The sequence below is a fragment of the Streptomyces sp. NPDC055749 genome (genome assembly GCF_053617235.1).
Window position 1 is genome coordinate 1 of sequence record NZ_JBSHFH010000099.1, and the last position, 13,291, is coordinate 13,291.

Genomic DNA, 13,291 nt, shown 5'->3' on the forward strand with positions numbered 1-13,291 from the left:
GGCTTGGAAATCAAGCCCGTCCGGCGATCAAGAGGAGAGAGTGCGTCCGGGAGCGGTCAGCTCTTGTCGGCGGTCTTCGGAGCACCGTTCGTCTCGGGCTCGTCGGAGCCCTCGGTGGTGTCGTCGGTGGCGTCCTCGCCGGCGTCGTCGTCGGCCTTGGCCTCACCGTCGGCGGCGCTGTCGCCGTCACTCCCGCCGTCGCTGTCGGCGGCGCTGTCACTGTCCTTGGACAGCTTGACCCGCTCGGCAGGGTCCGGCTCGACGATCTCCTCGCGGCCCGGCCGTACCTTCGCCGAGATCACGATGTACGTCACGGCGAGCACGAAGACGATGATCGAGGTCCACACGTTGAGGCGGAGCCCCAGCACGTGGTGGGCCTCGTCGACCCGCATGTACTCGATCCAGGCGCGGCCCGTGCAGTACGCCGCGACGTACAGCGCGAACGCCCGCCCGTGTCCGAGCTTGAACCGGCGGTCCGCCCAGATCACCAGCAGCGCGACGCCGATGCACCAGAGCGACTCGTACAGGAACGTCGGGTGGTAGGTGCCGGCGACCCGGTTCGGGCCCTCGCTGATCTCCAGCGCCCAGGGCAGGTCGGTCGGCTTGCCGTACAGCTCCTGGTTGAACCAGTTGCCCCAGCGGCCGATGGCCTGGGCGAGAGCGATACCGGGTGCGAGCGCGTCGGCCCAGGCGGGCAGCGGGATTCCGCGGCGGCGGCAGCCGATCCAGGCACCGACCGCGCCGAGCGCGATCGCGCCCCAGATGCCGAGGCCGCCTTCCCAGATCTTGAAGGCGTCGACCCAGTTCTCACCGTCGCTGAAGTACAGCTGGTAGTCGGTGATGACGTGGTAGAGCCGGCCGCCGACAAGACCGAAGGGCACGGCCCAGACGGCGATGTCGGCAACTGTGCCGGCTCTCCCGCCGCGGGCGACCCAGCGCTTGTTGCCGAACCAGACGGCGACGAAGACACCGATAATGATGCAGAACGCGTAGCCGCGAAGGGGGATCGGGCCGAGATCGATCACACCGGTCGACGGGCTGGGAATGAAGGCAAGGTTCATGACGGGGTCGACGCTACCTTGCCGGGTGGGACGAACGGCAAGCCGTCCGGCAACTTCTGGGTAACGGGGCGGCGCGCACGCGCCCGCCGCGCACCCTCGTCAGGAGGCCGACGGCGTCGGAGTGACCTTCGCCGGCTTCTTGCCCTTGTTGGCCTCGGCGACCCACTTCTTCAGATTCGCCTCGGTGATCTGCTCGCCGTCCTTGCTCGGAAAGATCGACTCGCCGTTGAGCAGGGCGGTCGGAGTGCCCTGGAATCCGCCGTTCTGGAAGGCCGTGTTGGACTTCTGGACCCAGCTGTCGTGCTTTCCGCTCTCCACGCAGCTGCGGAAGGCCGGGGTGTCGAGGCCCTCGACCTCGCCGGCCAGCTCGATCAGCTTGCTGTTCTTGCCGAAGGCGTCGTCGGGCTCGGGAGGCTGATTCTGGAAGAGCACGTCGTGGTACGCCGGAAACTTCCCGGCGTCCTGCGCGCAGCCCGCCGCGTTGGCGGCCCGCAGCGATCCGCTGCCGCCGAGGTTTCCGTCGATGATCGTGGCGAGGTGGTACTCGACCTTGATCTGGCCGCTGTCCGCCAGCTCCGTGATCGTGTCCCGGAAGGCGGTCTCGAACTGGGCGCAGACCGGGCAGCGGAAGTCCTCCCAGATCGTGAGCGTGGACGGCGCGCCGTCCGCCCCGACGGGCAGGGTGAGACTGTCCTCGCCTGTCGCACCCGAGGGCGCGACCACGGGCCCCGCCCCGCTGTCCCCGTCATCCTTACCCGCGTTGGCCGCGATCAGGCCGACGACCGCGGCCAGGCCGAGCACCCCCACCACCGCGCTCGCGACGATCAGCGTGCGCCGACGGCGCTCGCGCGCCCTCTCCCGCTCACGCTGCTGGACGAGCCGGTCGCGCGCGGCCCTGCTTCCTTCACGGTTCTTGTCGCTCACACCCGCAGCAACGAACCGGGGAGGCACGTGCGTGCCTCCCCGGTCCAGGTCCACCCGTACGGGTTACACCCGGTGTCAGCGCTTTCGAACGCCTTCGGCCAGTTCGCCCGCCAATGCGCGGACCGCTTCGAGGCCCGCGGCCTCGTCGTCGGCGTCCAGCATCAGCTTGACGAAGGCGGAGCCGACGATCACGCCGTCCGCGAATCCCGCGACCTCCCGGGCCTGCTCGGCGTTGGAGACGCCGAGGCCCACGCAGACCGGCAGGCCGGTGGTGGCGCGGGTGCGCCGGACCAGGTCCTGGGCCTGCTCGCCGACCGACGCACGGGTGCCGGTGACCCCCATGAGCGAGGCCGCGTAGACGAAGCCCGATCCCGCCGCCGTGATGGTGGCGAGCCGCTTGTCCTGGCTGCTGGGCGCGACGACGAACACGGTCGCGAGACCGTGCTTGGCCGCGTGCTCGCGCCACAGCGCGGACTCCTGGACCGGCAGGTCGGGCAGGATGCACCCGGCGCCGCCCGCCTCGGCGAGCTCGGCGGTGAAGCGTTCGATGCCGTACCGGTCGATGGGGTTCCAGTACGTCATCACGAGGATCGGGGCGCCGGTCGCCTCGTACGCCTCGCGGACCGTACGCATCACATCGGCGATCTTGACGCCGCCGCGCAGCGCGATGTCGTCGGCGGTCTGGATGACCGGTCCGTCGAGCACCGGGTCGCTGTGCGGGAGGCCGATCTCGACGATGTCGGCGCCTCCGGCGACGACCGCCTTGACCGCCGCGATGCCGCCGTCGACGGTCGGGAATCCGGCGGGCAGATACGCGATGAGCGCCGCCCGGTCCTCCGACTTCGCCTTCGCCAGTGTCGTACTCAGCAGTTCCGTGTTGCCGCTGTGCCCGCTCACTTGGCCCCCTCCGTGTCGTACAGCCCGAAGTACCGGGCGGCCGTGTCCATGTCCTTGTCGCCGCGGCCGGACAGGTTGATCAGGATCAGCCCGTCCTTGCCGAGCTCCTGCCCGACCTCCAGGGCCCCGGCCAGCGCGTGCGCGCTCTCGATGGCCGGGATGATCCCCTCGGTGCGGGAGAGAAGGCGCAGCGCCTGCATGGCGGCGTCGTCGGTGACCGCGCGGTACTCGCCGCGGCCGACGTCCTTCAGGTAGGCGTGCTCCGGGCCGATGCCCGGGTAGTCGAGTCCGGCCGAGATCGAGTACGGCTCGGTGATCTGGCCCTCCTCGTCCTGGAGGACGTAGGACCGCGAGCCGTGCAGGATGCCCGGCTCGCCCGCGGTCAGGGTCGCCGCGTGCTCGCCGGTCTCCACACCGTGTCCGGCGGGCTCGCAGCCGATCAGACGGACCCCGGCGTCCGGGATGAAGGCGTGGAAGAGGCCGATGGCGTTGGAGCCGCCGCCGACGCAGGCGACCGCGGCGTCCGGCAGCCGGCCGGCCCGCTCCAGGATCTGCCGCCGTGCCTCGACGCCGATCACCCGGTGGAAGTCGCGGACCATCGCCGGGAAGGGGTGCGGTCCCGCGACCGTGCCGAAGAGGTAGTGCGTACGGTCCACATTGGCGACCCAGTCGCGGAACGCCTCGTTGATGGCGTCCTTGAGGGTCCTGGAACCGGACTTCACCGCGATGACCTCGGCGCCGAGCATCCGCATCCGCGCCACGTTCAGCGCCTGCCGCTCGGTGTCGATCTCACCCATGTAGATGGTGCAGTCGAGCCCGAAGAGCGCGCAGGCGGTCGCCGTGGCGACGCCGTGCTGGCCCGCGCCCGTCTCGGCGATGACCCGGGTCTTGCCCATGCGCTTGGTGAGCAGGGCCTGGCCCAGCACGTTGTTGATCTTGTGCGAGCCGGTGTGGTTCAGGTCCTCGCGCTTGAGGAAGACCCGTGCGCCGCCCGCGTGCTCGGCGAAGCGCGGGACCTCGGTCAGCGCGCTGGGCCGGCCGGTGTAGTTGACCATGAGCTCGTTGAGCTCGGCCGCGAAGTTCGGGTCGCTCTTCGCCTTGTCGTACTCGACGGCGACCTCGTCCACGGCGGCGACGAGCGCCTCCGGGATGAACTTTCCGCCGTACGCGCCGAAATAGCCCTCGGCGCTGGGGATCAGACCCTCGGGGTCCGGAATGAAGAAGTCAGACGACATCCGACATGCTCCTCGACATTGCAACGGGTGGGTTCACCGTATGCGCCGTGAGCGGAGCGCCACGCCGACCGGGGTGCGGTCGGGGCGGTGCGGTCGTGCGTGTCCCCCGTTTGCGACGAGGGGTGACGGCCGGGGCTCGCTACGGCGCGGACCCCGTGCGCCATCGCATGCCGTTGACCTGTCCCGGCTCGTCGCCGATCACGTACCGCACACGCCGGCCGTGCACGCGCCTCGCGGGGGCGCGGCAGCCGCGTGGGCGGCAGCCGCGCGCCAGCGGCGCGTGCGGGTCCCGGGCCTGTGCCCCGGCGGGGCGCAGGCCCGGCCGGACGCGGGACGCGGGACGGACGGCGGGCATCGGGAAGGTCAGCTCCGTCCGTGCCGGAGCGCCGGGTGGGCGCCTGCGGCGACCAGGTCGGCGACGGCGGACCGCGGGTCGCGGCCGGTGACGAGGGACTCGCCGACGAGCACCGCGTCGGCGCCGGCGTTGGCGTAGGCGATGAGGTCGTGCGGGCCGCGGACGCCGGACTCGGCGACCTTCACGATGTGGTCGGGGATCTCGGGGGCGACGCGCTCGAAGGTGGAGCGGTCGACCTTGAGGTCCTTCAGGTTGCGCGCGTTGACACCGATGATCCTCGCTCCGGCGTCTACTGCGCGCTCCGCCTCCTCCTCGTCGTGCGCCTCGACGATCGGCGTCAGACCGATCGACTCGGCGCGCTCGATCAGCGAGACGAGGGCCTCCTGGTCGAGGGCGGCGACGATCAGCAGGGCGAGGTCGGCGCCGTAGGCGCGGGCCTCCCACAGCTGGTACGAGGTGACGATGAAGTCCTTGCGGAGGATCGGGATGTCGACCTTGGCGCGGACGGCCTCCAGGTCGGCGAGCGAGCCGCCGAAGCGGCGCTCCTCGGTCAGGACGGAGATGACGGACGCGCCGCCGGCCTCGTAGTCCGCGGCGAGCGCGGCCGGGTCGGCGATCGCGGCCAGGGCCCCTTTGGAGGGGCTGGAACGCTTGACCTCGCAGATGACGGTGACGCCCTCGCCGCGCAGTGCGGCGACTCCGTCCTTCGCCTCGGGAGCGCGCGCGGCGCGCTCCTTCAGCTCGTCGAGGCTGACGCGCGCCTGCCGCTCCGCGAGGTCGGCGCGAACGCCTTCGATGATCTCGTCGAGCACACTCACGCGAGCGGCCCCCTTCCGGAACGGTGATGACGTTGATGATGTTGATGAGGGAACAGGATCAGCCATGACGATGGTATCCGCAGGAGGCCGCTGGGCCCGCATCGTGTCGGCTCGCGTCCCACTACCTGGGCATTCATGGCGCCATCGCCGAGCCGAACGGCAGGTTCCGGACGACCGCGAAGATCAGCACCACGGCCCCGATGCCCCACCAGTAGGCCGGGGCGAGGGCGATCCGCAGGGGCTTCCCCCGCGCGGCACGGACCGTCCACAGCACCCAGACGACGGCGAAGACCGCGTAGCCGACGACGGCGAGCGCGTTCGAGCCGAGTGCGGCGCCGATGTCGCCGTGGGCGAACGCGTGGGCGCTGCGCAGCCCGCCGCAGCCGGGGCAGAACACGCCGGTCAGCTGGAGCAGCGGGCAGACCGGGTAGTGGCCCGGTTCGTTCGGGTCGACCGTTGCCACGTAACCGAAGGCTCCGACGACGGCGGCCATCACGCCGACGGGCGTGGCGAGCCTCCTGAGCCGGGAGACGGGCACGGGGTCGGGGGCGGCGGCGAACACGGGTGCGTGCGGCGGGGCGGCGTCTTGTGCTGGCGAGGGCTCCACCCGGTGATTGTCCCCGCTGATACGGAAAGGCGCAGCCCGGGCCGGGCTGCGCCTCGCGTCGTACGTCCTGGGGCGGAGGGTCAGGAGGTCTGGGCCTGTCCCGCGCGCGCCCTGGCCTGGGCCAGCTCCGACGACTCCTTCGGCATGCCGAGACCGGCGGCCCTCATGGCGAGACCGACGGCCCCGCCGATGAAGACGACGGCGACGCCGGCCCAGAAGCCGAGCGGGTTGGCCGCGACCATGAAGACGCCTGCGACACAGAAACCGATGAACGCGATGATGACACCGGTCCAGGCGGCCGGGGTGTGTCCGTGGCTGGTGCCCGCCATGAGTTGCTCCTCGTTGGTGTTGCGCTGAAGGTATCGCTGTGCGGAAAGCTCGGTCCCATTGTCCCGTACGTGCGGGTAGGGCGTGAGCTGGGGGGTCATACCTCGCGCGTCGGGTCCTCGCCGCGGTCCAGGGCCTTCCACAGGTCCTCGGGTCGGTCGGGGTCCGCGGCGGCGGGTGCGGCCTTGCGGGGGCGGGGCGTGCCGTCGCGCTCGTACCGTCCCGACATGGTGGGCCAGCGGCTTCCGTAGCGCAGGGCGAGCAGCCCTGCGACGAGGATCAGCAGCCCGCCGACGGCCGTGGCGTACGGCCAGGCGGTGTGGGTGAGGGCGTCGATGGTGGCCGAGGTGTTGCCGGTGGTCTGTGCGGCCTTCTCGTCGAGGGCCGCGCTGTCCGACGCGCCGAGGAAGGCGCTCAGGCCGGCGCCGAGGCCGCTGAGGGCGAGGAGCCCGGCGACGAGCGCACGGCCGCCGCGGCGGACGGCGAACACGGCGACGAGGGCGGCCAGGGCGACGATGGCCAGGGCCGCGGGGAGGCCGGTGACGTCCTGGCCGTCGGCCGTCAGCGGCAGGGTCCCGCCGCCGACGGCGGCCTCGCCCTCGGCCCACGTCTGTCCTGACGCGAGCAGTACGACGGTCGAGCCTGCCGCACCGAGGAGCAGGGCGGCGGCCAGGCTCCGGCGGCTTCCGGCGCTGTCGGGCGCGGTGGCGGCTCGGGTACGGGTCTGGGGTACGGGCACAGCACTCACGTACCCCACTATCCCTTACCGCCTCATTGGCCGCGGAGGCGGTTGGCCGTATGGACCGCGCGCAGGACCGCGGCGGCTTTGTTGCGGCATTCGGTGTCCTCGGCGACCGGGTCGGAGTCGGCGACGACACCCGCTCCGGCCTGGACGTAAGCGGTGCCGTCGCGGAGCAGGGCGGTGCGGATGGCGATCGCGGTGTCGGAGTCGCCCGCGAAGTCGAGGTAGCCGACGCAGCCTCCGTACAGTCCGCGCCTGGTCGGTTCGAGTTCCTCGATGATCTGCATCGCGCGCGGCTTGGGCGCCCCGGAGAGGGTGCCGGCGGGGAAGCAGGCGGTGAGGACGTCGAACGCGGTGTGGTCGTCGGCGACGTGGCCGGTGACGGTGGAGACGATGTGCATCACGTGCGAGTACCGCTCGACCGACATGAAGTCGACGACCTCGACGCTGCCGGGTTCGCAGACCCGCCCCAGGTCGTTGCGGCCGAGGTCGACGAGCATCAGGTGCTCGGCGCGCTCCTTCGGGTCCGCGAGGAGTTCGTCGGCGAGGGCCTGGTCCTCCTGCGGGGTGGCGCCGCGGTGCCGGGTGCCTGCGATGGGGTGGACCATGGCCCGCCCGTCCTCGACCTTGACCAGGGCTTCCGGGCTGGAGCCGACGACGTCGAAGCCGTCGAAGCGGAAGAGGTACATGTACGGCGAGGGGTTGGTGGCGCGCAGCACCCGGTAGACGTCCAGGGCGCTCGCGGTGCACGGAGTCTCGAAGCGCTGGGAGGGCACCACCTGGAATGCCTCGCCGGCCCTGATGCGCTCCTTGATGTCGTCGACCGCGTCCTGGTAGGCCTTGCCGCCCCACAGGGCGGTGTAGGGCGGGAGCTCGGAGGGCGGCAGTACGGCGGGGGCGTTCTCGACGGGGCGGCGCAGGTCCAGCTCCATGGCGTCGATCCTGGCCACCGCGTCCGCGTACGCCTCGTCGACACCGGTCTGCAGGTCGTTGTGGTTGATCGCGTTGGCGATCAGCAGGACCGTGCCGTCCCAGTGGTCGAGCACGGCGAGGTCCGAGGTCAGCAGCATGGTGAGCTCGGGGAGCTTCAGGTCGTCGCCGCCGTGCTCCTCGATCCGCTCCAGCCTGCGCACGATGTCGTAGCCGAGGTAGCCGACCATGCCGCCGGTGAAGGGCGGGAGCTTCTCGTCGACGGCCAGGTCGCGGGGGGTATGCAGGGTCTCGATGGTGGCGCGCAGGGCCTGCAGCGGGTCACCGTCGGCGGGGACCCCGACGGGCGGGGTGCCGAGCCAGTGGGCCTGCCCGTCGCGGGCGGTCAGGGTGGCGGCGCTGCGGACGCCGATGAAGGAGTAGCGGGACCAGGTCCGGCCGTTCTCCGCGGATTCCAGGAGGAAGGTGCCGGTGCGTTCGGCCGCGAGCTTGCGGTAGAGCCCGACCGGGGTGTCGCCGTCCGCGAGGAGCCTGCGGCTGACGGGGATGACGCGCCGGTCGACGGCCAGCTTGCGGAAGGTCTCAAGATCCATGGCCGGTGACCTTACTGCGCGAGAGGGAGGACGTCGGCGTCGAAGCAGGTGCGGTCGCCCGTGTGGCAGGCGGCGCCCGTCTGGTCGACCTGTACGAGCACCGTGTCGGCGTCGCAGTCGAGGGCGACCGACTTGACCTGCTGGATGTGGCCTGAGGTGTCGCCCTTCACCCAGTACTCCTGGCGGCTGCGGGACCAGTAGGTGCAGCGGCCCGTGGTGAGGGTGCGGTGCAGCGCCTCGTCGTCCATCCAGCCGAGCATCAGTACCTCGCCCGTGTCGTACTGCTGGGCGATGGCCGGGACCAGTCCGTCGGCGCCGCGCTTGAGGCGGGCGGCGATGGCGGGGTCGAGGCCGCTGGCGGGTGTCGTCCCTGGCGTGCCGTGCGACGGCGTACCGGGCGTGGGCGTGCTGGTCATGTGCCCCATTGTGCCGTGACAAGGAGGGCCTTCCGGGCGTGCGTCCACTGGGCGGACCGCGGGGCCCGGTCGTAGGCTGGCAGACATGTCGACCCATGCGAAGCGTGAACGTCTTCTGCTCGCCGACCTGTTGGAGGCGGCGGGTCCGGAGGCGATGACTCTGTGCGACGGCTGGAAGACCCGTGACCTGGCCGCCCATGTGGTGGTGCGCGAGCGCCGCCCGGACGCGGCGGGCGGAGTTCTGCTGGGCGCGCTCAAGAACCGCTTGGAGCGGGTGCAGGCGGAGTTCGCCGCGAAGCCGTACGAGGAGCTGATCCAGCTCATCCGTACGGGTCCCCCGCGGCTGTCCCCGTTCGGCATCAAACAGCTGGACGAGGCCGCCAACACCGTCGAGTTCTTCGTGCACGCGGAGGATGTGCGCCGGGCCCAGCCGGACTGGTCGCCGCGCGACCTGGACCCGGTCTTCTCCGATGTTCTGTGGTCGCGCATCGAGCGGACGGCGCGGATGCTGGGCCACCGTTCGCCGGTCGGTCTTGTGCTGCGCCGCCCCGACGGCCAGACGGCGGTGGCCCGCAAGGGGTCGCCGGTGGTGACGGTCACCGGGGAGCCGGGCGAGCTGCTGATGTTCGTGTGCGGGCGCCAGGACACGGCGAAGGTGGGGCTGGAGGGCGACGAGGACACCGTGGCCAGGCTGCAGCTGTCGCAGCTCGGCATGTAGGTCCTCGGGCCTGTCTTCCCACGCGTACGGGGCCGGGGTCAGCGCGGCAGTTCGGCGCGGCGCAGGGTGGTGACGGCCAGGCCGGTGACGCCTCCGGCCGCGCAGAGCGCCGCGCTGGCCACGAAGACGGGGCCGGTGCCCCAGGCGGCCACGGCCGCTCCCGTGACCGGGTAGCTGAGCGGTGAGACGGCGTGGGTGAAGAGTGTCGAGACCGCGGTGACCCGGCCCAGGTAGGCGGGCTCGGCCGTGGTCTGGATGAGGGCCGCGCACAGGGAGCCGGCCAGTCCGGCGAAGAGGCCGACGAGGACTCCGGTGGCGGTCGCCACGGCGACCGACGGGACGAAGGCGAGTGCGCCGATCGCGACCGCGCCGACCACGACCGTCAGGCACATGACGAGTCCGGCGCGGGGGACCCTCCCCCGGACGGTGAGGAGCAGGGCCGCCGCTCCCGCCCCGGTGCCGAACCCGGCGACGATCCAGCCCATCCCGGCGGCGCCCCAGCCGCGCTGCTCGGCGAGCAGGATGAGCCCGAGGTTGAGGGGTCCTACGAAGCCGAGCTCGCTGATGGCGAGGACGAGCAGCAGCGCGCCGAGCAGCCGGTGGCGGCGGATGTGGCGCAGCCCGTCGGTGAGCTCCTGCCAGACGGTGGCGGGAGGCTGGGAGGCGGCTTCTTCAAGCTCGGGCGTCTTGTGCTGGGGCAGCGGGCGGATGCGTACGGCGATGAGCAGCGGGAGCGCGAGGGCGAAGAGCACCCCGGCCGCCGCGAACCCGAGCCGGGGGCCGCCGATGGCCACCGCCGCGCCGCCGAGCGGGGCTCCGACGACGTTGGCGGTACGGGCTGCGAGTCCGCGCAGGCCCTGGATGCGGGCCAGCTGCCCCGGGGCACTGATCCTCGGCGGCAGAGCGCCGACGGCGGGCAGGAAGAGGGCGTCGACCGCGCCGAAGACGAGTGCGACGACGATCAGCATCCACAGCGTGGGCGAGGTGAGGAGCAGGGCGCCGGCGAGGCCGAGGACGACGAGGCAGCGGGCGGCGTCGCTGCCGATGACCACGCGGCGGGGTCCGAACCGGTCGGCGAGCACTCCCCCGCCGAGCATCAGGACCGCCCTGGGTATGGAACCGAGCGCGAGCACGAGTCCGGTCTGGGCGGCGCTTCCGGTACGGGTCGCGGCCCAGGCGAGCGCCATGAAGTAGACGCTGTCGCCGATCATCGAAGCGGTGTACGCGCCGAGCCAGCGCAGCACGTTGCCGTCGCGGTGGGCGGGGCGTTCGGTGGTCCGGGCGGGCGTGAGCGTGCCGGTCACGGGGCGTCCTCTCGGGTGCGGGCTCAGATGCGGAACGGGAATCCGTACAGATGCAGGGCGACGTTCTCCCGGCCCTCCGTGTCGCCCGCCTCGTCGCGGGAGCGGCCGAGCTCCTCGTACCGGTCGATGAGCCCGTGCATCTCGCGGGTGAGGTCGGCCAGCTCATCGGCGGTGAGCCTGGTCAGGTATTCGGAGCTGGAGGCCGCGCCGCGCCACTGGGGAGTCCAGCTCTGCTGCGCGTCGAGGTAGCCGCGGTAGAGCTCGATGTGCTGGTCGAACGCGAGCCGGCCGACGGCGGCGTGGGTGGCGGCCTTCTCCGGCGCGTCGCTGAAGTCCTCGTCGTGGAAATTCAGCCCCTTCGACGCGGGCTGCCACCAGCGCTCGCGGCCGTCCTTGCCCTCGCCATCGGCCGGTTCGATCAGACCGTGGTCGGCGAGCTTGCGCAGGTGGTAGCTGACGAGTGAGACCGCCTCGTCGACCTGCTCGGCCAGTTGCGAGGCGGTGGCCAGGCGGGCGATGAAGAGCGCGCGGTAGAGCTTCATCCGCAGCGGGTGCCCGAATGCCTTGAGCGTGCCCAGGTCCGAGACACGGCGGGATTCCCTGCTTGCCATGCCCCCAACGTAGACAGGAAAGAAAACTTGCGCAATCTTTATTGCGCAATAAATGCTGCGGAGTTCCGGTGGGTGCCCGAGGCGCGCGGTGCCCGCTGCCGAGAGCCCAGCAGGCCGAGCAGGAACCCGGCGGGGATCGTGACGAGTCCCGGGGTCTGGAGCGGGAACCAGTGGAAGTCGTACTCCGGGAAGAGGGCGACGGGCGAGCCGGAGACGGCGGGCGACAGCGTCATCAGGACGAGGATCAGCGGCAGCGTCCCGTATACGGTCCAGCGCACCCCGCGGGCGGTGAAGCCCGGCCGGAAGAGTGCGTACAGGAGCACGGGCGGAAGGATCGAGGCCGCCGCCGCGAAGGAGAGGGAGAGCAGCACCTGCGGGCTGCGGTCCTGGGTGTACACGGACGCCAGGACGCCGAGTGCGCCGATCGCGGCGACGGCCCAACGGGCCCTGCGGATCTCCCTGCGGGATGCCTTCCCGGCGCCCTGCGCGCCGGACCGTACGGCGAAGTCGCGGGCGAGGGACGAGGCGGCGGCCAGGGTGATACCGGCGACGGCGGCGAGGGTGGTGGCGAAGGCCGCGCAGGCGACGAGGGCGAACAGCGGGCTGTGCCGGGGGCCGTCGGCGCCCGGGTCCAGGGCGCCGGTGACGAGGAGCAGGGCGGTGTTGCCCGCCGGGTCGGCGGCGCGCAGGACGCCCTGGCCCAGCAGGGCCGAAGCGCCGAGCCCGACGACGACGATCCCGGTGCACAGGAGGGCGACCGGGCCCACGGACCAGACGGCGGCACGGCGCGCGGTGTAGGCGTCCCGCAGCGGATACAGCCGCATCATGATGTGCGGCATGCAGGCGGCGCCGAGGACGAGCGTGCACTGGAAGCCGATGAGATCGAGGCTTCCGGCGAGCCCGTGGCCGAACTGGAGCCCGGGGCGGGCATAGGCGCCGCCCTGCCCGCTGCCGTTCCGCGCGGCCTCGAAGAGGGCGAACGGCGACCAGCCGTACCGGGCGAGCACGAGCCCTGCGAGCAGGGTGACGGCGGCCAGTACGACGCCCACCTTGAGGATCTGGATGTAGCCGGTGCCGCGCATGCCGCCGAACGCCGAGTAGCAGATCATCAGGGTTCCGCTGGCGACGGTGCAGCCGGTGAGCGCACCGTCCGGCAGTCCGAACATCGCGGTCATGACGTGCCCGGCGGTGGTGAGCTGCACCAGCAGGAGCGGTACGAGGACGACGAGCGTGGTGACGCCGAGCGCCCGGCGCACCGAGCGGTCGCCGAGCCGGTCGGCGAGGAAGTCGCCGAGGGTGAACACGCCCTTGCGGCGCATCCGTTCGGCGAGCACACGCATGACGAGGACGAGGGAGGCGACGGTGGCGAGCGCGAACAGCACCCCGTCGAATCCGGCGAGCGCGACGGAGCCGGTCGTGGAGAGCAGCGTGGCGGCGGAGATGTAGTCCCCCGCGATGGCGAGCCCGCCGCCCACGGGGCCGAGGGCGGCGCCGCCCGCGTAGAAGTGCTCCGGATCGTCCTGGTCGGCGGCGGCCAGTCCGCACAGGAGCAGGGAGACGGCGACGAACCCGAGAAAGATGACCACGGCGAGGGACCGGGCGTCGACGGCGCCGCTCATCGGTGGGACTCCGGTGCCGGAGGTGGTGGCGTGGAAGAAGACATGCCGGTTACGGCACCAGGTGACCGTGTCCGGGTACAGCGGCCGGCGCGGGGTGGGGGCGGGGGGACAGGGTGCCGGGGGGAGGTCTGTGC

General features: G+C 71.9%; 15 protein-coding genes. 1 reads left to right on the top strand and 14 read right to left on the bottom strand.

What is annotated here, in order from left to right; all coding sequences use genetic code 11:
• Positions 1 to 56 precede the first annotated feature (56 nt).
• From lgt to hisI, 11 genes are all read right to left on the bottom strand, one after another.
• Positions 57 to 1,061 (bottom strand): prolipoprotein diacylglyceryl transferase, encoded by a 1,005-nt coding sequence (lgt, locus tag ACWGO0_RS36515; protein ID WP_453544683.1) that lies wholly within the window; start codon positions 1,059 to 1,061, stop codon positions 57 to 59.
• A 99-nt stretch (positions 1,062 to 1,160) separates the two neighbouring features.
• A complete protein-coding gene (locus ACWGO0_RS36520) occupies positions 1,161 to 1,985 on the bottom strand; it encodes a DsbA family protein (RefSeq protein WP_453544685.1) in 825 nt (274 codons plus the stop codon).
• A gap of 75 nt (positions 1,986 to 2,060) precedes the next feature.
• A complete protein-coding gene (gene trpA / locus ACWGO0_RS36525; RefSeq protein ID WP_453544687.1) occupies positions 2,061 to 2,882 on the bottom strand; it encodes a tryptophan synthase subunit alpha in 822 nt (273 codons plus the stop codon).
• Positions 2,879 to 4,117: a tryptophan synthase subunit beta gene (gene trpB / locus ACWGO0_RS36530; RefSeq protein ID WP_453544689.1), complete on the bottom strand. Its 1,239-nt coding sequence runs from the start codon at positions 4,115 to 4,117 to the stop codon at positions 2,879 to 2,881. The genes trpA and trpB overlap by 4 nt, the downstream gene beginning before the upstream one ends.
• A 139-nt stretch (positions 4,118 to 4,256) precedes the next feature.
• Positions 4,257 to 4,472, bottom strand: a complete 216-nt coding sequence (trpM, locus tag ACWGO0_RS36535; protein ID WP_453544691.1) for a tryptophan biosynthesis modulator TrpM — start codon at positions 4,470 to 4,472, stop codon at positions 4,257 to 4,259.
• 8 nt (positions 4,473 to 4,480) lie between these two features.
• The gene (trpC, locus tag ACWGO0_RS36540; RefSeq protein ID WP_453544693.1) at positions 4,481 to 5,290 is read right to left on the bottom strand and encodes an indole-3-glycerol phosphate synthase TrpC; all 810 of its coding nucleotides are present in this window, start codon (positions 5,288 to 5,290) and stop codon (positions 4,481 to 4,483) included.
• A 133-nt stretch (positions 5,291 to 5,423) separates the two neighbouring features.
• Positions 5,424 to 5,852 carry a DUF2752 domain-containing protein gene (locus ACWGO0_RS36545; protein ID WP_453544709.1) on the bottom strand — a complete coding sequence of 143 codons (429 nt, stop codon included), beginning with the start codon at positions 5,850 to 5,852 and terminating at the stop codon, positions 5,424 to 5,426.
• Positions 5,853 to 5,977: 125 nt separating this feature from the next.
• The gene (locus tag ACWGO0_RS36550) at positions 5,978 to 6,226 is read right to left on the bottom strand and encodes an HGxxPAAW family protein (protein ID WP_453544695.1); all 249 of its coding nucleotides are present in this window, start codon (positions 6,224 to 6,226) and stop codon (positions 5,978 to 5,980) included.
• 95 nt (positions 6,227 to 6,321) lie between these two features.
• Positions 6,322 to 6,981 (bottom strand): TIGR02234 family membrane protein, encoded by a 660-nt coding sequence (locus ACWGO0_RS36555; RefSeq protein WP_453544697.1) that lies wholly within the window; start codon positions 6,979 to 6,981, stop codon positions 6,322 to 6,324.
• Positions 6,982 to 6,995: 14 nt separating this feature from the next.
• A complete protein-coding gene (locus ACWGO0_RS36560; RefSeq protein WP_453544699.1) occupies positions 6,996 to 8,489 on the bottom strand; it encodes an anthranilate synthase component I in 1,494 nt (497 codons plus the stop codon).
• An 11-nt stretch (positions 8,490 to 8,500) separates the two neighbouring features.
• Complete coding sequence (gene hisI, locus ACWGO0_RS36565; RefSeq protein ID WP_453544701.1) at positions 8,501 to 8,905, bottom strand: phosphoribosyl-AMP cyclohydrolase; 405 nt, start codon at positions 8,903 to 8,905, stop codon at positions 8,501 to 8,503.
• Positions 8,906 to 8,990: 85 nt separating this feature from the next.
• Here hisI and ACWGO0_RS36570 point away from each other — a divergent pair, with 85 nt between their 5' ends.
• Complete coding sequence (locus tag ACWGO0_RS36570; protein WP_453544703.1) at positions 8,991 to 9,623, top strand: TIGR03085 family metal-binding protein; 633 nt, start codon at positions 8,991 to 8,993, stop codon at positions 9,621 to 9,623.
• 38 nt (positions 9,624 to 9,661) lie between these two features.
• Here ACWGO0_RS36570 and ACWGO0_RS36575 read toward each other — a convergent pair whose 3' ends face one another.
• From ACWGO0_RS36575 to ACWGO0_RS36585, 3 genes are read right to left on the bottom strand one after another with little or no spacing between them, the layout of a single operon-like run.
• Entirely contained in the window at positions 9,662 to 10,927 is a 1,266-nt protein-coding gene (locus ACWGO0_RS36575; RefSeq protein ID WP_453544705.1) for an MFS transporter, read from the bottom strand.
• Positions 10,928 to 10,950: 23 nt separating this feature from the next.
• Positions 10,951 to 11,538, bottom strand: a complete 588-nt coding sequence (locus tag ACWGO0_RS36580; RefSeq protein WP_453544707.1) for a helix-turn-helix domain-containing protein — start codon at positions 11,536 to 11,538, stop codon at positions 10,951 to 10,953.
• Between the two features lie 38 nt (positions 11,539 to 11,576).
• Positions 11,577 to 13,157 (bottom strand): sodium/solute symporter, encoded by a 1,581-nt coding sequence (locus ACWGO0_RS36585; RefSeq protein ID WP_453544711.1) that lies wholly within the window; start codon positions 13,155 to 13,157, stop codon positions 11,577 to 11,579.
• Positions 13,158 to 13,291 lie beyond the last annotated feature (134 nt).

What these genes read in the sequence shown, in the direction of transcription:
- lgt (WP_453544683.1), bottom strand. Translation starts at nt 1,061, where the DNA reads ATGAACCTTGCCTTCATTCCCAGCCCGTCGACCGGTGTGATCGATCTC.
- trpB (WP_453544689.1), bottom strand. Translation starts at nt 4,117, where the DNA reads ATGTCGTCTGACTTCTTCATTCCGGACCCCGAGGGTCTGATCCCCAGC.
- trpM (WP_453544691.1), bottom strand. Translation starts at nt 4,472, where the DNA reads ATGCCCGCCGTCCGTCCCGCGTCCCGCGTCCGGCCGGGCCTGCGCCCC.
- ACWGO0_RS36550 (WP_453544695.1), bottom strand. Translation starts at nt 6,226, where the DNA reads ATGGCGGGCACCAGCCACGGACACACCCCGGCCGCCTGGACCGGTGTC.
- ACWGO0_RS36560 (WP_453544699.1), bottom strand. Translation starts at nt 8,489, where the DNA reads ATGGATCTTGAGACCTTCCGCAAGCTGGCCGTCGACCGGCGCGTCATC.
- hisI (WP_453544701.1), bottom strand. Translation starts at nt 8,905, where the DNA reads ATGACCAGCACGCCCACGCCCGGTACGCCGTCGCACGGCACGCCAGGG.
- ACWGO0_RS36570 (WP_453544703.1), top strand. Translation starts at nt 8,991, where the DNA reads ATGTCGACCCATGCGAAGCGTGAACGTCTTCTGCTCGCCGACCTGTTG.
- ACWGO0_RS36580 (WP_453544707.1), bottom strand. Translation starts at nt 11,538, where the DNA reads ATGGCAAGCAGGGAATCCCGCCGTGTCTCGGACCTGGGCACGCTCAAG.
- ACWGO0_RS36585 (WP_453544711.1), bottom strand. Translation starts at nt 13,157, where the DNA reads ATGAGCGGCGCCGTCGACGCCCGGTCCCTCGCCGTGGTCATCTTTCTC.